Source organism: Thermoanaerobacter wiegelii Rt8.B1 (assembly GCF_000147695.2).
Taxonomy (GTDB): domain Bacteria; phylum Bacillota; class Thermoanaerobacteria; order Thermoanaerobacterales; family Thermoanaerobacteraceae; genus Thermoanaerobacter; species Thermoanaerobacter ethanolicus.
Window position 1 is genome coordinate 364,026 of the sequence record NC_015958.1, and the last position, 19,600, is coordinate 383,625.

The following is a 19,600-nucleotide window of genomic DNA, read 5'->3' on the forward strand; positions in this document are numbered from 1 at the left end:
GTAAAATTATCGTAGGATTTTTTGTGTGAAAAAAACAAGAGACAACCCCTGTGATAAAATAGAACTTGGAAACAAAACATCACAGAAAGGGGTGTCTCTTGTGAACAAACATATCTTTGAGGATATTATACTACAAAATGCTCTAAATTTCACTAGAGAAGTGATAGAAATTTTTAGCGATTTATTAAACGAAGGAATGGATATTACAAGACTTGTAGCAAGAATAAAGGGAATCACGGACAAACTAGGTAGTGAAGTAATAGAAGCAATTATTGAAGAGTTAGATAGGATAATAAAAGAAGACAAGAGAAGGAAAGAAAAATGGATAGTAGAAAGAAAAGATAAAAAGAGGTTAACGACAATTCTTGGAGATATTGAATATGAGATGACATATTACAAATCTAGGCAGGATGGGAGATATACATATTTGGTGGATGATGCATTAGAGATAGGGCGGCACGATAGGATAGAAAAGGGAGTAAAGATAAAGTTAGTAGAAAACGCGATAGAAGAATCATATGAAAGAAGTAGTAAAAAAGCATGTCCAGAGGAGCTAAGTAAACAGACGGTATTAAACGCAATAAGGGAAATAGGGGAAGTAGAAGTAAAGAGAGAAATAAAAGAGAAGAAAGAAGTAAGGGTATTATACATATTATACATAGAGGCAGATGAAGACCATGTACCTTTACAAGAGGGTGGAGATGAAACACCTCGATTGGTGTACATACATGAAGGGAGGGAAGAGAGAAACGGAAGAAACGTACTGAAAAATGTGTATTACAAGGCATACGTAGGAGAGAAAGCTGAAGACATATGGATAGATGTAGCAAATTACATAGAAGAAAATTACAAGGAAGAGAAGATAGAGAAGATATACATAGCAGGAGATGGGGCACCGTGGATAAAAGAGGGATTAGTGTGAAAGAGAAATAGTGAAAATTGGGCACGCCAAAAAGGGCACCAAATAAAGCCGCCCAGAATCCAGATAATGGTAATATATAATGATGTTAAGTAATTTTTGGAGGGATAATAGTACAACCTTCTTTTTCTAAAAGTTTAATAGCTTTCTTAATATATTGTTGCTTATGCTTTTGATAAAGTTTTTCTGGCATGTTAATGTAATCGGCGTCAGAAGGATTAAAAGGTTCCCTTTTCAAAAGCATATGATAGAGACAAGTAAGGATCATACGAGCAATAGCAACAATTGCCCGTTTATGACCGCGACGCTTTTTAATACGTTCATATTTAAGCCTAAAATAAGGATTCTTTTTATCCCTAATTGCTGCATTGGCACACTGTATTAAGAGAGGTTTTAAATAAACACCTGCTCTTGAGACATGGACAGCCGATTTCAGCGATGATATAAGTTGCCGATTTTTCGGTTATGCCAGGGAGAGTAACAGCGATATCAATCAAGTCTTGATAAGGTTTGGCTAATTGAGAAATGGCTTTATCTAAATCAGAAACACATTGATTGATAAAATCATAGTGTTTTCTGCAAACCTTCATCTTGATTGATTGATCATCCCTCAATTCGTATCCAATAATCGACTGAATTACGTCGTCAGCCTTTTTATAAAGCCTTTTGTGTAGAAGTGACTTGCAGTATTCAGGGTCAAAAGTATCGCAAGTTAAGATATATCAATGATAGAAGAAGCAGATTTACCGAAAGAATCAGTGACGACGGAGGCTAAAGCGATGTTGGATACGGTGAGGGCATTTTGAAGCCTGTTTTTTTCACTAGAGCGATGACCAATAAGTTTAAAACGATAGCGAACAAGTTCACGTAACATGCGGATATCCTTAGAAGGAATAAAACTAGAAGGGACAATATCGAATTTAAACAAATCGGCAATCCAAGTAGCATCTTTATCATCGGTTTTTTGCCCTTTAATGGCACGGAGATACTTAGGATTAGCAATAACAACATGGCAGGATTTTTCAAGGACATTAAAGATTGGGATCCAATACTTACCGGTGGATTCCATGCAGACTTCGAAACAATTGTAACTGAGAAGCCAATCCCTTAACTTAATAAGGTCAGAGTTAAAGGTAGAAAAGCGTCTTTTAACATAAGTAGTAACATTGTTAGAATCAGTAATAGCAATAGCAGCAACTAGGAATTTTTTGTGGACATCTATGCCACAGCAGATAGGGTGAACAATTTTTAACATAAATAACCCTCCAAAAGAGAAAAAATTAAAATATATAGACATTGACTGAATATCCAGCACAAAAACACTAAGGAATTGCTTATACAATGATTAGTGTACGTGATCAGAGTCACACTTATTTGTGCTTGAGAAGATATTCTGCACATGTTAAAATGCGGACTTGAGTCCAATGAGTGGGAGAAATAATTCCACTCCCTCCTCCGTGCTTTGTAGTATATCTATATATTTTAAATAATTATATCAGAAAATATCGCTTAGAAGCATACTTTCATTACAATTTGTGCTTGAGCAAAGCGAAAGGATGTTGGTTAGAATGGATAGTAAAATCAAGGTTTGTGTTAGACAGATATCATTTAAACAAATACGTATTAAAAGCTACATCGAAAGAGCCAAAGTATAGGGATAAGATATGGAGAGCAATAAATGAAGGAGATAAAGAGGGAGTGAAGAATATATTTGATGAACTAATAAAGAGAGTGGAGGAGGAAGAGAAAGAGAAGATAAAAGAAGTAAAGAGATACATACTAAACAAATGGGAAGGGATAGTGATATACAGTAAAGACAAAGATGTAATAGGGTGCAGTGCAGAAGGGCATATAAGTCATGTATTTTCTTCTAGATTAAGTAGGAATCCATTAGGATGGAGTAGAGAAGGATTAAAGTTAATGGCGAAATTAAGAGTATTCAGCAAGAATGGAGGAGATTTGAGAGAAATAGAATGGGGTAAGAAAGAGAATATAAATGAAGGGAGCTACAAATTAACGAAGAAGCAAATAAAAGAGGCGGTAAGGAGAGTTAAAACGTCTACAAATGAAAAAATAAACAATATTACGGTTTTGAATATAGGGAAAGTAACGCCAATATATAGGGTTTTAAGAGCATTAAAATATGCACAAGTTATATAAAAAGCATGATAAGTTGAAGGCTGAAATTAACTAAGTTTCAGGGGTTGTCTTAAAAAAATCCTACAGTATCTTGACACTATCAAAGACGAAAAAGTAAAATTATTGTTTGACAAGCTTATTATAGCGACTGGTTCTGAAACAGTGAAGCCTCCTATTCTAGGGATTGATTTACAGGGTGTTATTTTTAGTGAAGATATATTTAAATTAGAAGCTAAGCCTGCCTCTATTGTTATTATAGGTGGAGGATATATAGGGGTTGAGATAGCTTCTATGTTTGCAAGGGTAGATACAAAGGTAACTATTATTGAAGCGTTACCAAGGATTCTTACAAGTGAAGATGTCTCAATAAGCAAGGCGGTTACAGAGGAACTAAAAAATGATAATGTTAACATATATACGGATGCAAAAGTTTCAGCTATAGAAAAAGAAGGAGAAATATTAAAAGTAAATTATATACAAAATGGTGAAAATAAAACTGTTCAGGCTGAAAAAATTCTTATTGCTGTTGGAAGAAGACCACGTACAAAAGAATTAAATCTTGATGAGCTAAATATTAAGTTAGGAAATCATGGAGGAATTCCAGTAAATGAGTATATGCAAACGGAAAATATAAATGTATATGCAACCGGGGATGTAAACGGAAGAATAATGCTTGCACATGCAGCGACGAGAGAATCTATTATTGCAGCAAAAGCGATACTGGGAGAAAAAGTACCTATGACATATAATGCAATTCCCCATGCAATATTTTCTGAACCGGAAGCTGCAAGTGTTGGTATAGATTCAACAAAGGCCCAAGAGCTTGGTTATAAAATTGTACGATATTCTTATGAGGAAGATGCCAGGGCTCTTATTGTAGGTGATAAAAAAGGATTTGTCCAAATAATTGCCGACCCCAAAACACATAAATTATATGGTATGCAGATAGTTGGCAAAGGGGCCGGTGAATTGATTGCAGAAGCAACGCAGGTTATCAGAATGAACGGAAGAATTGAGGATATTATGGCAATTATACACACACATCCAACTTTGAGTGAGGTAATAGCGGAAGCAGTAGAAAAAGCGTTAAATAGCTTTTAAGAGTTTTCCAGTATAACACTGTTTTTATAAACTGTGTTGTAAAACAAATTAAAATTAGCACAGAAAGTTAAAGGATATAAAAAAGAGGGGATTATATGAATATTTTATATATTTCTGGGAGTCCAAGAAAAAAGAGTAACACTGATATTCTTTTAAAATTAACTATGTCAATTACGGGAGGCGAATTTATAAAGCTTATAGATTATAATATAAAGCCTTGCATGGCTTGTTGGGCTTGTCAAAAAGACGAAGAATGCCCTGTAGAAGATGACATGACAAAAAAACTTATACCGCTCCTTTTAAAAAGTGATGGAATTGTGATAGGGAGTCCAGTTTTCTTTAACAATATTTCTGCTCAACTAAAGGCTTTTATAGATAGAACATGGTGCATAAAAGGACAGTTGCGAAACAAAATTGGCGGTGCTATTGTGGTGGGTAGAAAATATGGAGAAGAAAGTGCTATAACGGCTATAAATGCTTTTTTACTTAAGCACGATATGATTCCCGCAAACAGAGGCGTTTGTGGCATTGCTTATAAAGAAAGAGAAATTTTAAATGATACGGAAGCAATAGAAGCAACAAAAAGATTGGGAATGCGGATATTAGAGCTTGGAGAAATATTAGGAATTAAATAGCAAGGTATATTTTGTTTTGCTTTTAAATATGTTATAATATGTATGCAAGCAATTACTTGCATACATATTGTGAGGTGTTTTAATGGGCGATTCGGTGAAGGAAAAGATAGTTATGTCTACTTTAAAACTAATTTCTGAAAAAGGATATAAGTCTACAACTACAAGAAATATTGCAGAAGAGGCAGGAGTAAATGAAGTTACAATTTTTAGATGTTTTGGAAGCAAAAAAGATATAGTGCTTTATGCATTAAAAGAGCTGGAATTATTAAAGCCTGTAAATGAAAGAATATTAGACAAATGTACATGGGATTTAAAAGAAGACCTATTCATGTTGGCTCATGAATATCATAAAAATTTTACAGAAGAAAAAGCGAAAATCATGATAGGTTTGAGAAGTCCAGAGATTTTTGAAGAGGTAAAAGAATATCTGATCAGGATTCCAAAAGGCTTTAAAGAAGTTTTGATAAAGTATTTTGAAAAAATGTATGAGAAGGGATTATTAAATACTGATGATTTTGAACTTTTAGCCTTTGCTTTTATATCATTGAATTTCGGTTTTGTTTTAATGAATGCCTCCTATGGTAACAAGCTAATTGGCTTTAGCGATAGAGAATTTGTTAAAAAAAGCATAGAAATTTTTGTAAAAGCAATAGAAAAAAGTGATTGAAGTAGTGTAGAATATGATATATGATGTACTTGGAGGAGAGGAGAGCAAATAATGAAAATAGGTATTCCAAAAGCTTTAATGTATTATTTTTATTATCCATTCTGGAAAACTCTTTTCGAAAGCCTTGGTTTTGAAGTGGTCACCTCTGACGATACTTCAAAAAGTATTTTAGACATAGGGGTAAAAGAAGCAGTTGCGGAAATATGTGTACCTATGAAGGTATATACAGGACATGTTTTAAATTTGCTGGATAAGAATGTTGATTATATATATATCCCTAGGTTTGTAAGCTTAAGGAAAGGTATATTTATGTGCCCTAAATTTATGGGGTTGCCTGACATGATAAAAGGTCTTTTTAATGGCATTGAGAATAAAATTTTGACTCATAACATAGTGTCAAAAAGTACTGACATATCAGAGTTTCACAATTATACAGTTTTTATCGATAAATTGGGTGTGAGTAGAAAAGATTTAAAAAATGCTTTAAAGAAAGCCCGAGACAAATGGCTTGAGTTTAGAGCTTTGAATAAGCAAGGATATGATATAAATGAGCTTTTGACGAGTGATAAACCAAAAAATATGATGGCGATATTACAATAGGTCTAATTGGTTATGTATATAATGTTTATGATAGATTTGTTAATATGGACTTGCTTAATGTTTTTCGCAAGCTCAACATAAAAGTTGTGACTTTTGATATGATGGAAGAAAGGATAATACAACGTCAATTGAAAAAATTTAAAAAAATATGTTTTGGGAATTTACTAATATGCTTTTAGGCACAGCTTATGAGTTTATGGAAAGAGATGACATTGACGGCATTATTCATATTACTGCCTTTGGATGCGGTCCTGATTCAATTCTTGAGCCTTTTTTAACTATAGATTCTGAAAAACATAAAAAACCTTTTATGACTTTAAGAATTGACGAACAAACTGGTGAAAGTCACGTAATTACACGAGTTGAGGCATTTACGGACCTCATAAGGATTAAAAAATATAAAGCTGAAAAATCTGTGGAAGGCGTGATTTAAGTGAAGATAACATTTCCTTATATGGGTTCTCCTTATATGTATGAAAAACTTTTTACATTATTAGGGCATGAAGTGATAACTCCCCCGAAGCCTTCACAAAAAACTGTAGATTATGGGGTAAAATATAGTCCTGAATTTGCTTGTTTTCCTTTAAAGGTTATTTTAGGGACTTATCTTGAGGCTTTAGAATTAGGAGCGGATACTATAGTGACTTCTGGTGGGAATGGACCCTGCAGGGCTGGGTATTATGGAGAGGCTCAGAAAAAAATACTTAAAAATATGGGATATGATGTCGAATTTATAATATTTGATGAGCCCAAGAGAGATTTAAAGACTTTTATGGACAATGTAAAAAAGATAAAAGGAAATAATTCATGGCGACGGGTTATTAAAACTGTAAAAACTGTATATGACATGGCAAAATCGATGGATAAAGTAGAGAAAATCATAGAGACCAAGAGAGCTTATGAGTGTAATAAGGGAGAGTTTACTAAGGCATGGCATGAGATTACAGAAGAGTACAGGAAAATAGAATCTTCTGAAGATGTAAAAAGGGTAGAAAAAAAGGCGATCGAGAGGTTAAATAGTATAAAGATTTGTGAAGTACCGGAAGAAGAAAAAATAAAGATTGGAATAGTAGGAGAAATATATGTTGTGATGGAGCCTTCAATAAATGGTAATATAGAAGAAGTTTTAAATGCTTATGGCGCAGAAGTAGAAAGGTCTCATTACATTTCCGAATGGATTGATTTTAATTTAATACCTTTGCCTTCTTACAAAGAGAAAGAACATCAAATATTGAAAAAAGGCGAGAAATACATAGAGATAATAATTGGTGGGCATGCGAAACAGTCTGTAGGCGCAATAATTGATTTTATGGAAAGAGGATTTGATGGAGTCATTCACTTGAAACCTTTTGGATGTTTACCAGAACTTGTTTCTCAAAGTGTGATAGATAAAATAATGAGAGAATATGACTATCCAATTTTGTCACTTTCTGTAGATGAGCAAATGGCTATTGCCAATGTATTAACGAGAATAGAAGCTTTTTTAGATGTAATAAAACTAAAAAAACACAGAAAAAGGATAGCGAGGTAGACAAAAGTGGAGAAAATATATATTGGTGTTGATGTAGGGTCAGTAAGTATAAATGTTGTAGCCATTGATGAAAATAACGAGGTCTTATTCAAGTCGTACGTAAGAAATGTTGGGCAACCAATTGACACTGTAAAGGATGAGCTAGCAAAATTACACAATGAATTGCCCGACAAAGAAATAGGCGGGGTTGGCGTAACTGGGAGTGGTAGACAGCTTCTTGGATATGTCCTTGGTGCCGATGTAGTAAAAAATGAGATCACTGCCCATGCTACTGCTACATTACACTTTCATCCAGATGTTAGTACTATTTTTGAAATTGGTGGACAGGACTCCAAACTTATTATTATAAATGATGGAACAATAGCTGATTTTGCTATGAATACAGTTTGTGCAGCGGGTACAGGGTCGTTTCTTGACCATCAAGCACAAAGGCTGGGGATAAAGATTGAGGAATTTGGTGAAATTGCATTGACTGCAAAGCGAGATGTGAGAATTGCAGGTAGATGCACAGTCTTTGCAGAATCTGATATGATATCGAAACAGCAATACGGGTTTAGTAAAGCTGAAATATTAAAAGGTCTTTCTAAGGCCTTAGTGAGAAATTATATGAACAATCTTGTAAGAGGAAGAAAATTAAAACCGGTTTTTGTATTCCAAGGTGGTGTTGCGGCAAATATTGCGATAAAAAAGGCGTTTGAAGAAGAAGTAGGCCATGAAGTAATTGTTCCAAAGTATTACAATGTTATGGGAGCGATAGGTATCGCAATGTTAGCAAAGGATGAAATGAAGCGAACGGGCAATCACACTAAGTTTAAGGGATTTGGGGTTTCAGAGGAAAAGTTTGAGACAACGAGCTTTATTTGCAAAGCCTGTCCTAACGAGTGTGAAATAATACAAATTAAAGCAAATGGCAAAGTAATTGCGATGACAGGAGATAGGTGTGGCAGATGGTCAAACTCTGTTATATAAGCATAAGGAGGCTTAGATATGGCCCATCATCATGATCATGGTGAGATAAGCAAAAAGAACTTAGTTATTGCGATGATACTAAATTTTGTGATAACAATAGGCGAAATAATAGGAGGTATATTGTCAGGCAGTTTATCTCTTATATCAGATGCACTTCACAATTTTAGTGATGGAATCTCAATAATTGTAAGTTACGTTGCAATAAAAATATCTAAAAAAGAGAACAATGAAAAAATGACATTTGGCTATAAAAGGGCAGAGATACTTGCGGCGCTGTTTAATTCGGTGGTTTTGGTAGTTATATCTTTATATCTTTTTAAAGAAGCATATATAAAATTTTTTAAACCGGAACCGATTGATGGTGTTTTAATGATAGTAGTTGCTATTATAGGACTTGCGGCAAATACGTTATCAGTGTTTTTACTGAAGGAAAATGCTCAAAAAAATTTAAATATAAAATCGACATATATACATCTGCTTTCTGATGCTTTGTCATCGCTTGGGGTAGTTATTGGAGGTATATTTATCTATGCATACAATATTTACTGGATTGATCCGCTGCTAACAGTTTTAATAGGAGCTTATATAATAAAAGAAAGCTTTGAAATAATAGATGAAACGATAGGAATATTGATGCAAAAAACACCCGAGAATATAAATCTTGACATCATAAAAAAGGAAATTGAGAAACTTCCAGACGTAAAAAATATACACCATGTACACGTGTGGCAAACTAATGATAAAGATATACATTTTGAGTGCCATGTCAACACAAGAGATGACATTAAATTAAGTCAAGCGAAATTATTAATGGATCAGATTGAAACTATTCTTGATGAAACTTTTGGCATACATCATGTTACTTTGCAGATGGAATATGAATGTTGCGAGAATGTTGGGCTGATAAATAGAAAGGGTTAGTAGTACAAAAAAGTCTCTAGCTTAGTTCGCCAAACAAGGGGAGAATAAAACCTTCTCCCCTTGTTTTTTATTATTGTTCTTTCGCTTTTTTGAAGTAATTTTCAAGCAATGCAATTACTATAATTCCTAACGTACCTCCTATTAAAGCTGTTATAAGCTGAGGTGTTGTAAAAGCCTGTACAATTTTTAAGGGAACTTTTACATTGAACAGCTGCATTATATATTTTACTGATAAAGCAAGCCATATAAACTTAACTACAGCACCTACTATCATTCCTATTACTTTGTTTTTTTGCGTTGAAAAAAGCATTACATATAACCCATTACCCACCATTATGAAAGGAATCATTAAAGGAAATCCCATTATGCCTACTAAAAATGCAATTACTGGTGTTAAAAGTCCTATTATAATTCCTGACCACATTCCTACAGTTCCAGCTGCGATTAAAAGCATTGCATTAACGATAGAACCTGTTATAAGTTGGGGCATTTTTAAGAACTGAAATATTAAAGTGATGGCGAGCAAAATAGCAGTTCTTGTTATGAATTTTGTATTCACACGAATCGCCTCCTTTCCTCTTATTGTCAATTATATTTTATTACTCTAGCAGAAGAATGTCAAATAAATATCAAAGTTACAAAGAATTTTTTACTTTGTTGACTTTAATGAGAGATAGAGATACAATTTAAATATAAATGTAACAGTTGTTACAATAGAGGTGATTTATGTGAATGAAATAGAATTTAAAGAGGTAAGTTACAGTAGTTTTGGAAAAGAGATATTAAAAAATATTTCAGTGAAATTTGAAGGCGGAGCAATACATACTATTGTCGGCCCTTCTGGAGCTGGAAAATCGACGCTGATTAAACTGATAAACCGATTGATAGATCCAACCCATGGCAGTATTTTAATAGACGACGTGGATATTAAAACAATAGATGTGATAGACTTAAGAAGGAGAATTGGAATGGTTTTTCAGCAGCCTCATCTTTTTGAAGGAACAGTAAAAGAGAATATTGAGTATGGTCCAATGCTTAAAGGCGAAAAAAATGTAAACGTGGAGTATTATTTGAGCATTGTAGGATTGAATAATGAGTATGCTACAAGAGATGTGAAAAATTTATCAGGAGGGGAACAGCAAAGAGTTTCTATAGCGAGAACTCTTGCAAATAATCCTGAAGCTCTTTTACTTGATGAACCTACTTCAGCTCTTGACCCTACTTCTACAGAAATAGTAGAGAAATTAATATTTAACCTAAAAGAAAAAATGAATTTGACGATTATTTGGATAACTCACAACATGGAACAGGCTAAGCGCATTGGAGATTACACAGCACTGCTTAACAAAGGGCAATTAATAGAATATGCTAAAACTTATGATTTTTTTACAAATCCCCAAAATGAAATTACAAAATTGTTTATACAAGGCAAGTTAAAGGAGGAAGTTAAATGAGTGTATTGTCTTTGACATTGGCGTCAAGTCTTGTGCTAATATCAATTTTTGTTTCTTATTACCAAAAGCTGGGGATTGAAAAGGAAATAGTTATAGGTACTATAAGAGCGGTTGTGCAGCTTACAATAGTGGGATACATTTTACACTACATATTTGCTGCAAATAATGCTTTATTTACCTTGGCAATGGTGACTTTAATGATAGTAGTTGCTGGAAATAATGCTTCAAAGAGAGGGAAGGGAATACCGAATGTTTTTTATTTTATCACTTTTTCAATTGCCTTAAGTGCCGCGATTACAATTTCTCTGCTCATTTTGTTTGGAAATATACATTTTAGACCCCAGGAAGTTATACCTGTATCAGGAATGATAATAGGAAATTCAATGGTAGCCTCAGGACTTGCTGTTTCAAGGCTAAAAGACGAAATAAAAAATAAGTCAGAGGAAATAGAGGCGTATTTGTCACTTGGTGCAACTTCAAGGCAAGCAGCTCAAAAAGTGATAAAGACAGCGATAAAGACAGGGATGATTCCAACAGTTGACAGCATGAAAACTCTAGGCATTGTCCAGCTTCCAGGAATGATGACAGGGCTAATATTGGGTGGAGTAGACCCTATTGATGCAGTTAAGTACCAGATAATGGTTACTTTTATGTTGGCTTCTACAGTAGCGATTTCATGTTTTAGTGTTACTTTTCTCACCTATAGAAACTTTTTTACAAAACATCATCAATTAGTGATTGATTTACAATAATATTGTTTAAAATGATATTGCATTTATTCCTATTTTGTAATAAAATAATGTACAAGTCAATTTTTTAAATGCGATGAAGTGGAGCAGTAGGCATTGTAAGCTTTAAGAGAGCCGTTGGTGGGTGCAAAACGGTAGCCTAAGATGCCGAAACTCGCCATGGAGCAGGCATACTGAAGTGTAGTAGGTATGCACGGTTACTGCCGTTACAGGTTTAAGTGGGCTTATGCCAAGAAGAGTGGTACCACGGAAGTGCAAGTCTTTCGTCTCTTAAAGATGAAAGACTTTTTTTAATAAAATCGAGTTTGCTAAAAAATCATAGATAGGAGTGGAGGTTTATGGCTTACTCAGTGGATGTTGATAGAAAATGGCAAAAAAGATGGGAAGAGACAAAACTTTACAAGTTTAATCCTGAAAATGTAGATAAAAAGCTTTATTGCCTTGAGATGTTTTCTTATCCTTCGGGTGCAAAGCTCCACGTAGGACATTGGTACAATTACGGACCTACTGATTCTTGGGCGAGAATGAAAAGAATGCAAGGCTATGAGGTTTTTCATCCAATGGGATTTGATGCCTTTGGACTTCCTGCAGAAAATTACGCGATAAAAACAGGAATACATCCTTATGATTCCACTATGGAAAACATAAGAACAATGGAAAAGCAGTTAAGAGAAATGGGGGCAACTTTTGATTGGGACTATGAAGTAATAACTTGCTTACCGGAATACTATAAATGGACACAGTGGATTTTCCTTAAGCTTTTTGAGGCAGGTCTTGCCTATAGAAAAAAAGCTCCAGTAAATTGGTGTCCCAGCTGTCAAACTGTTCTTGCAAACGAGCAAGTTATAGATGGAAAATGTGAAAGGTGCGGTACTGAAGTTACAAAGAAAGATTTGACTCAGTGGTTTTTTAAGATAACTGCTTATGCAGAAGAACTCCTTGAAAAACTGGATGAACTTGATTGGCCTGAGAAGACAAAAATAATGCAGAGAAATTGGATTGGAAAGTCGGATGGGGCAGAGATAGAATTTAAAGTTGACGGCAAAGACCTGACATTTAAGGTGTTTACAACAAGAGCTGACACGTTATATGGAGCGACGTATGTAGTTATTGCCCCAGAACATGAGATTGTGGATTTAATTACTACAGATGAATATAGGCAATCAGTTGAAGAGTATAAAGAATACGCGAGAAAACAAAGTGAAATTGAAAGGTTGTCTACTGAAAAAGAAAAGACAGGGGTATTTACAGGGGCCTATGCTATACACCCTCTGACGGGAGAAAAACTTCCTATTTGGATAGCAGACTACGTCCTTGCAACATATGGAACAGGATGTGTCATGGCTGTTCCTGCCCATGATGAAAGAGATTATGAATTTGCAACAAAATACGACCTTCCTATAAAAAGAGTGATAAAAGGAATTGGAGATATAGACGACAGTCTACCCTTTGTTGAGTATGGAGTGCTTATAGACAGTGGAGAATTTACAGGCATGAAATCAGAAGAAGCGAGGATAAAAATTGTAGAAAAATTAAAGCAAGAAGGTAGAGCAGAGTTTAAAGTAAATTACAGATTGAGGGATTGGCTTGTTTCAAGGCAGAGATACTGGGGTGCTCCAATACCTGTCATTCACTGTGAACGCTGCGGCATAGTCCCTGTCCCAGAAGAAGATTTGCCAGTGTTACTTCCTTATGATGTGGAATTTGCTCCAACAGGTGAGTCTCCACTTAAAAAGCATGAGGGCTTTATGAATGTAACTTGTCCTAAATGTGGTGGTAAGGCCTTAAGAGACCCCGATACCTTGGACACTTTTGTGGATTCTTCCTGGTACTTTTTAAGATATCCCGACAACAAAAACGACAAAGAGCCTTTCAATAAAGAATGGATAAATAAAATGTTGCCTGTTGACAAGTACGTAGGTGGAGCAGAGCATGCGACAATGCATCTTTTGTACGCAAGGTTTGTCACAAAAGCCTTAAGAGACTTGGGATATCTTGATTTTGATGAACCTTTTAAATCATTAGTCCACCAAGGCACAATATTGGGACCTGATGGAAGCAGAATGAGTAAATCTAAAGGAAATGTCATTTCGCCTGACGAATACATTAAAGAATACGGTTCTGATGTATTTAGACTTTATCTGATGTTTGGATTTGCTTATTCTGAAGGTGGGCCATGGAATGATGATGGTATTAAGGCAATTTCCAGATTTATCAATAGAGTGGAGAGGTTTATAGATAAATTTATTGAGACAAGAAACAATCCTGGCAAGACCAAAGACGAAATGGGAAAAGATGAAAATGAATTAAACTATGTGAGACATTATGCTATAAAAGGTGTGACAGAAGATGCAGAGAGATTTCAGTTTAATACTGCAATAGCGAGGATAATGGAACTAGTAAACGCTCTTTATAAATACGAGACGGATGTGGAAGTTAAAAATATCAAATTTTATGAAGAAGTGGTGACAGATTTAATAAGGCTTTTAGCGCCATTTGCTCCTCACTTTTCTGAAGAAATGTGGGAAAAGCTTGGATATGAATATTCTGTTTTCAATCAAAAATGGCCAAAGTGGGATGAAAAAGCTCTACAAAGAGATGTTGTAGAGATAGCTGTCCAGGTAAACGGTAAGGTGAGGGGGAGACTTGAAGTTCCTTCAAATGCTACTGACGAAGAAGTAGAAAAGCTCGCTCTTTCAGATAAAAATGTAAAAGCATATGTGGATGGAAAAGAGATAAAGAAGGTCATAGTCGTCAAAAACAGGCTTGTAAATATTGTTGCGAAATAATTGAAAGCAGGAGGCATGCTCCTGCTTTTAAATAAATATTTTTAGTGATGGTGAGGGAGTAAATTATGATAGTAGATAGTGATGTTAGGAAGAGTATAAATGGAGTTAAAAGTGCACTACCTATTGTGTTAGGATATTTGCCAATAGGCTTTGCTTATGGACTAGTTGGCATGAAAAGCGGTTTTACTATTTCACAAGTGATGGCATTGTCCCTTTTTGTATATGCGGGTTCAGCACAATTTATTGCTATAAGTTTGCTTAGTGCAGGAACAGGTATCGTTACATTGGTATCTACAATATTTATAGTGAATTTGAGGCACTTTTTATATAGTACATCACTATCGCAGTATATGAAACACATATCGAGGAAACATATACCAATATTATCTTTTTTTATTACGGATGAGACCTATGCTGTTGCGATTACAGATTTGCAAAGTAACTCTGAATATACTGAAGGTTATTTCTACCAACTATTTTTAACCTCCTATACTGCCTGGGTATTTTCTTCATTTTTAGGTGCTGTATCAGGAAGTTTGATAGGAGGCTCTATAAACGTAGGGCTTGATTTTGCACTTCCAGCAATGTATATTGCCTTGTTGCTAATGCAAATATCAGGGTATAAAAAAGTTTTTATAAGTGTCTTTTCGGGGCTGTTGTCTATAACTTTGATGTTTGTATTACCGGGAAATACAAATGTCATTGTAGCCGCATTAATAGGTGCAGGAATGGGGGTATTGCTTGACAAATGGGTACGAAATTTATAATAAGTGTTATTGGAATGTTTTTAATGACATATATTCCGCGATTTATGCCTGTTTATGGCTTAACTAAAATAGAACTTCCTCAAGCTGTAAAGTCGTTTCTTGAGTATGTGCCTGTAGCAGTTCTTTCAGCTCTTTTATTTCCGGTAATTTTCATTAAGGATGGAAGGTTATTTCTAGCTTTGTCAAATATATATTTACTTTCAGCAATACCGACATTTATAGCCGCGTATTTTACGAGAAAGTTATTTACACCTGTTGTTGTTGGTATTGTCAGCTATGTGATTTTATCATTTATTATTAAGTAGATTGGTATGCTTTCTGGATAACAATGTTTTTACTGCTTTTTAAAATAAGCAGTTTTTTTGTTTGCATTTTTGTGATATAATATACTTGCAAATGTTTGATAAACAAATAATTGTTTGGGAGTGTGTGAATGTGGCATTAACACAAAGAGAAAAAGAGATACTAAGATTAATCAAGAAAAATCCTATGATTTCCCAAGAAGAATTGTCGAAACTTATGGGTATTAGCAGGTCAGCTGTTGCAGGGCACATAGCAAACCTCATGAAAAAGGGCTTTATATTAGGAAGAGGCTATGTAGTGAGGGACTTTAAAGGTGTTACTGTAGTTGGAGGAGCAAATATAGATATAAAAGGTAAACCTTATTCAGAGCTTAAAAAACACACTTCAAATCCGGGACACATAAACATAGCGCCTGGTGGTGTAGGACGAAACATTGCTCACAATCTTGCACAGCTTAGTTTACCTGTTACGCTTTTGTCTGTCGTAGGGAATGATGATGAAGGGAGAAGACTTCTTGAGGAGACAAGGCAAGCAGGAGTGAATGTGGAGCAGGTAGTGATTTCAAATACAAGGCGCACAGGGATATATCTTGCCATTCTTAATGCAATTGGGGATATGGATGTGGCTCTTTCTGGAATGGACATTTTAGAAGAACTAAATATACAATATCTTGAGTCAAAGATGGAAGTTATAAAAAATAGTGAGATTGTAGTTTTTGATACCAATATTCCTGAAGACAGTATCAAATATATTGTGGAACTTTGTTCCAATCACAATATTCCTGTAGTTGCAGAACCTGTTTCAATAGACAAAGCAAAAAAATTAATAGGTGTACTTGACAAAATCGATTATATAACTCCAAATAAGGAAGAACTTGAATCGATATCTGAAATTAAAGTAGAAAACGATGAGGATATGAAAAAAGCAGTAAAGCTTTTAAGGCAAAAAGGTGTCAAAAATGTCATAGTAACTTTAGGAGAAAGAGGAGTGTATATTTCAACGGCAGAATTTGAAAAATTTATGAAACCCTATGATACCGAAATTGTTGATGCTACAGGTGCAGGAGATGCTTTGACCGCTGGCTTGGTCTATGGTATTTTTAATGGCTATCCTCTGGATGTATCAGCAAAATTTGGTCTTGCTGCGGCATCTCTTACAATATCCTCACCTTATACAGTAAATCCATTTTTAAATGAAAATCAATTAAAAAATATAGTAAAGGAGATTGTAAAATGAATAATTTCATTGATATGTCAAAAGAAGTTAAAGAAGCAATGGAGGAAGGAAAACCTGTTGTTGCACTTGAATCCACTATAATATCTCACGGAATGCCATATCCTGAAAACATTGAAACGGCTAAAGCTTTAGAAAACATTATAAGAGAAGAGGGAGCTATACCTGCGACAATTGCAATTATAAATGGAAGAATAAAAATAGGTTTAAGCAAAAAAGAGCTTGAATTTATGGCTACCTCAAAAGAAATATTAAAAGCCAGCAGAAGAGATTTGCCAGCAGTTTTAGCAAAAGGATTTAGTGCAGCCACTACAGTTTCCGCAACAATGATTTGTGCAAATCTTGCGGGCATAAAGATTTTTGTTACAGGAGGCATAGGAGGTGTTCACAGAGGAGCAGAACAAACCTTTGATGTATCAGCTGATTTACAAGAACTTGCAAATACAAATGTAGCAGTTGTGTGTGCAGGTGCAAAGGCAATACTCGACCTTTCTCGCACTCTTGAATACCTTGAAACCTTTGGGGTTCCTGTGGTAGGGTTTAAAACTTCAGAGTTTCCAGCTTTTTATACAAGAGAAAGTGGGTTTAAAGTTGATTACAAAGTTAATGACGAAATAGAGGCTGCAAAAATTATAAAGACGAAATGGGATTTAGGCCTTCGCGGTGGGATTTTAATTGCAAATCCTATTCCAGAAGAATATGCCTTGGATAAGGCTTATATAGATAAGGCAATAGAAGATGCCCTTTATGAGGCAGAAAAACGCAATATAAAAGGTAAAGAAATAACACCCTTTTTGTTAGATAAAATAAAAGATTTGACTGAAGGAAAAAGCTTAAAGGCTAATATTGAACTTGTTAAAAACAATGCTTTTGTTGGCGCAAAAATTGCTATTGAATTAAATAAATTGTATAAAGAGGCATAATCCGCCTCTTTATACTTACGTGCGCCCGGCATGGGCGATAACTAGGCGGTGAAAGTCCGCTGTGGGCTTGGTAGTGGGAACCACTAGCCAAGAGCAAGGGTGTCCATCGTGAGGTGGAATCTGAAGGAAGCTTAAGGCAAAATCTCGGTCTGATGAACAAGAACCAGATAAGAGGCTGAATTGGGATGGATGAGTTTGCGTAACAAAACGAAGTCCAACACTACCCGAATCCCATACAGTAAATCTGGCAGATATATGAGATGAAAGTTATCGTTCTTACCCGGGGAGGTCTCAAGGATAAGTCATGGAAGTAAAATCTGAAGTGACAACCCATGCAGTGATGTATGGCTGAACCTTGAGAAGTCAGCAGAGGTCATAGTACTTATCTAGTCATGAATAGATAAGGAAGGACCGAACGTTAGGAGGTTTTGGAAATCTTATGGACTCGAAAGATATGCAGAGACTGCAGACAACTCAACAAAGAGGCTATCCGTTGAATAGAGAAATGGAATTTCAAAAGACAACGGAAGTGCATAGTATATCATCGGCGTCGGAAGATGGAAGAAACGAGGTACAAAGATATACCGGCAAGATGCTTGAAATGATAGTAGAACGAGGGAACATGGAAGCAGCATACAAGCACGTTGTTGCAAATAAAGGAAGCCATGGAGTCGATGGGATGGGAGTAGATGAACTTCTACCGTATCTCAAAGAAAACTGGGCAACCATAAAACAACAACTGCTGGAGGGGAAATACAAACCACAACCAGTGCGAAGAGTAGAAATTCCCAAACCTGATGGAGGAGTAAGACTACTAGGAATACCTACAGTACTAGACAGACTAATACAACAAGCAATAGCCCAAATACTAAATAAAGTCTACAACCATACATTTTCTGATAGCAGTTATGGATTCAGACCAGGACGCAGTGCAAAAGACGCAATAAAAGCCGCAGAAGCATACATAAATGAAGGATACACGTGGGTTGTAGATATGGACTTAGAAAAGTTCTTTGACAGAGTAAACCACGACATAATAATGTCCAAACTAGAAAAGCGGATAGGAGATAAAAGGGTACTAAAGTTAATACGAAGATACCTAGAATCAGGAGTAATGATAAACGGAATCAAAGTATCAACAGAAGAAGGGACACCCCAAGGAGGGCCATTAAGTCCCCTATTAGCAAACATAATGTTGGACGAACTAGACAAAGAACTTGAGAAACGAGGGCATAAATTCTGCCGATATGCAGATGACTGCAACATATATGTAAAAAGCAGGTCTGCAGGAAACAGAGTAATGAAGAGCATAAAGAAATTCATAGAAAGCAAATTAAAACTAAAAGTCAACGAAGCAAAAAGTGCTGTAGATAGACCATGGAGAAGAAAATTTCTTGGATTTTCATTCTATACAAAAGAAAACGAAGTAAGAATAAGAATCCATGAAAAATCCATCAAAAGGTTTAAGGAAAAAGTAAGAGAAATAACCAATCGGAACAAGGGAATAAGCATGGAAAACAGAATAAAAAGACTAAATCAAATAACAACAGGATGGGTCAACTATTTTGGATTAGCAGACGCGAAAAGCATAATGAAAACCCTTGACGAATGGATAAGGCGAAGACTAAGGGCATGTATATGGAAACAATGGAAGAAGATAAAAACGAAGCATGATAACTTAGTAAAACTAGGAGTAGAAGAACAAAAAGCCTGGGTACGCCAATACAAGGAAAGGCTACTGGAGAATATCCAATAGCCCAATCCTAAATAAGACTCTTACAAATAAATACTTTGAAAGCATAGGTTATAAGAGTTTATCCCAAAGATATCTAATTGTACACAATTCCTAATGAACCGCCGTATACCGAACGGTACGTACGGTGGTGTGAGAGGACGCTGA

The 19,600-nt window shown here is 35.2% G+C and carries 15 protein-coding genes, 4 pseudogenes and 1 other annotated feature; of the genes and pseudogenes, 17 read left to right on the forward strand and 2 right to left on the reverse strand.

What is annotated here, in order from left to right; genetic code table 11:
- Positions 1-100 precede the first annotated feature (100 nt).
- A pseudogene (locus THEWI_RS01690) lies at positions 101-916 on the forward strand (UPF0236 family transposase-like protein); the annotation flags it as partial.
- 715 nt (positions 917-1,631) lie between these two features.
- On the opposite strand, the gene THEWI_RS15745 reads toward THEWI_RS01690, so the two are convergent.
- On the reverse strand, positions 1,632-2,174 hold the full coding sequence (locus tag THEWI_RS15745; protein ID WP_052877845.1) for an IS110 family transposase: 543 nt from the start codon (positions 2,172-2,174) through the stop codon (positions 1,632-1,634).
- 308 nt (positions 2,175-2,482) lie between these two features.
- Here THEWI_RS15745 and THEWI_RS01700 point away from each other — a divergent pair.
- From THEWI_RS01700 to THEWI_RS01735, 8 genes and pseudogenes are all read left to right on the forward strand, one after another.
- Positions 2,483-3,079: pseudogene (locus THEWI_RS01700) on the forward strand (UPF0236 family transposase-like protein); the annotation flags it as partial.
- Positions 3,080-3,157: 78 nt separating this feature from the next.
- On the forward strand, positions 3,158-4,159 hold the full coding sequence (locus tag THEWI_RS01705; RefSeq protein WP_279625635.1) for a dihydrolipoyl dehydrogenase family protein: 1,002 nt from the start codon (positions 3,158-3,160) through the stop codon (positions 4,157-4,159).
- 95 nt (positions 4,160-4,254) lie between these two features.
- Complete coding sequence (locus THEWI_RS01710; protein WP_014062196.1) at positions 4,255-4,794, forward strand: flavodoxin family protein; 540 nt, start codon at positions 4,255-4,257, stop codon at positions 4,792-4,794.
- Between the two features lie 82 nt (positions 4,795-4,876).
- Positions 4,877-5,461 carry a TetR/AcrR family transcriptional regulator gene (locus THEWI_RS01715; RefSeq protein WP_003869910.1) on the forward strand — a complete coding sequence of 195 codons (585 nt, stop codon included), beginning with the start codon at positions 4,877-4,879 and terminating at the stop codon, positions 5,459-5,461.
- 51 nt (positions 5,462-5,512) lie between these two features.
- Positions 5,513-6,494: pseudogene (locus tag THEWI_RS01720) on the forward strand (acyl-CoA dehydratase activase-related protein).
- The gene (locus THEWI_RS01725) at positions 6,495-7,592 is read left to right on the forward strand and encodes an acyl-CoA dehydratase activase-related protein (protein WP_013570848.1); all 1,098 of its coding nucleotides are present in this window, start codon (positions 6,495-6,497) and stop codon (positions 7,590-7,592) included. It begins immediately after the preceding pseudogene.
- Between the two features lie 6 nt (positions 7,593-7,598).
- The gene (locus THEWI_RS01730) at positions 7,599-8,561 is read left to right on the forward strand and encodes an acyl-CoA dehydratase activase (RefSeq protein ID WP_014062198.1); all 963 of its coding nucleotides are present in this window, start codon (positions 7,599-7,601) and stop codon (positions 8,559-8,561) included.
- Between the two features lie 18 nt (positions 8,562-8,579).
- A complete protein-coding gene (locus THEWI_RS01735) occupies positions 8,580-9,482 on the forward strand; it encodes a cation diffusion facilitator family transporter (protein WP_014062199.1) in 903 nt (300 codons plus the stop codon).
- Positions 9,483-9,552: 70 nt separating this feature from the next.
- Here the strand turns inward: THEWI_RS01735 and THEWI_RS01740 are convergent, their stop codons facing one another.
- Positions 9,553-10,041: an ECF transporter S component gene (locus tag THEWI_RS01740; RefSeq protein ID WP_014062200.1), complete on the reverse strand. Its 489-nt coding sequence runs from the start codon at positions 10,039-10,041 to the stop codon at positions 9,553-9,555.
- A 169-nt stretch (positions 10,042-10,210) separates the two neighbouring features.
- On the opposite strand from THEWI_RS01740, the gene THEWI_RS01745 reads away from it, so the two are divergent.
- The 8 genes and pseudogenes from THEWI_RS01745 to ltrA all read left to right on the forward strand — a co-directional run bounded on the left by THEWI_RS01745 (position 10,211) and on the right by ltrA (position 19,550).
- Entirely contained in the window at positions 10,211-10,936 is a 726-nt protein-coding gene (locus tag THEWI_RS01745; protein WP_014062201.1) for an ABC transporter ATP-binding protein, read from the forward strand.
- Positions 10,933-11,688, forward strand: coding sequence for an ABC transporter permease (locus tag THEWI_RS01750; protein WP_014062202.1), 756 nt, complete (start codon positions 10,933-10,935; stop codon positions 11,686-11,688). Before THEWI_RS01745 ends, THEWI_RS01750 begins: the two co-directional genes overlap by 4 nt.
- Positions 11,689-11,752: 64 nt before the next feature.
- Positions 11,753-11,959, forward strand: a binding site (T-box leader).
- Positions 11,960-12,023: 64 nt separating this feature from the next.
- Positions 12,024-14,474, forward strand: coding sequence for a leucine--tRNA ligase (leuS, locus tag THEWI_RS01755; protein ID WP_014062203.1), 2,451 nt, complete (start codon positions 12,024-12,026; stop codon positions 14,472-14,474).
- 65 nt (positions 14,475-14,539) lie between these two features.
- Entirely contained in the window at positions 14,540-15,241 is a 702-nt protein-coding gene (locus tag THEWI_RS01760) for an AzlC family ABC transporter permease (RefSeq protein ID WP_014062204.1), read from the forward strand.
- Complete coding sequence (locus THEWI_RS01765; protein ID WP_014062205.1) at positions 15,223-15,546, forward strand: AzlD domain-containing protein; 324 nt, start codon at positions 15,223-15,225, stop codon at positions 15,544-15,546. Before THEWI_RS01760 ends, THEWI_RS01765 begins: the two co-directional genes overlap by 19 nt.
- A gap of 130 nt (positions 15,547-15,676) precedes the next feature.
- A complete protein-coding gene (locus tag THEWI_RS01770; protein ID WP_014062206.1) occupies positions 15,677-16,780 on the forward strand; it encodes a carbohydrate kinase in 1,104 nt (367 codons plus the stop codon).
- A complete protein-coding gene (locus THEWI_RS01775) occupies positions 16,777-17,700 on the forward strand; it encodes a pseudouridine-5'-phosphate glycosidase (RefSeq protein WP_014062207.1) in 924 nt (307 codons plus the stop codon). Before THEWI_RS01770 ends, THEWI_RS01775 begins: the two co-directional genes overlap by 4 nt.
- Positions 17,701-18,139: 439 nt before the next feature.
- Positions 18,140-19,550, forward strand: a pseudogene (gene ltrA / locus THEWI_RS01780) (group II intron reverse transcriptase/maturase).
- The last annotated feature ends 50 nt before the right edge of the window (positions 19,551-19,600 follow it).